The sequence below is a fragment of the Variovorax sp. F042 genome (assembly GCF_057814215.1).
In genome coordinates this window covers 1-305 of record NZ_JBVASX010000058.1, presented here as the reverse complement: position 1 = coordinate 305, position 305 = coordinate 1, and the positions used below count along the sequence as shown (strand labels likewise).

Below are 305 nucleotides of genomic sequence, written 5' to 3'. Positions count from 1 at the left end.
AGAGGGTCCCATGCATCCATCGTTCAAGCGCCTTGCCGTTGCCGGCGTGGTGGCCGCCACCCTGACTGCCTGCGGCGGCAGCGACAACTCAATCAATTTCATTCCTTTCGTGCCACCGCCCGCGGCAACCAACCCGCCGCCGGCGTCGCCCGCCGTGCCTGGCACCATGGACGTGATGCTCATCGCCTTCAACGACCTGCACGGCAACCTCGAGCCGCCGAATCTGTCGATCAATGCGCCTGCCAAGGGCGGCGGCACGGTGCCGGTGCCCGCCGGTGGCGCGGCCTACCTGGCCTCGGCCATCG

The 305-nt window shown here is 68.5% G+C and carries 1 pseudogene; it reads left to right on the top strand.

The features are described from left to right. Positions 1-10 precede the first annotated feature (10 nt). A pseudogene (locus ACZYSP_RS35385) lies at positions 11-305 on the top strand (bifunctional metallophosphatase/5'-nucleotidase); the annotation flags it as partial.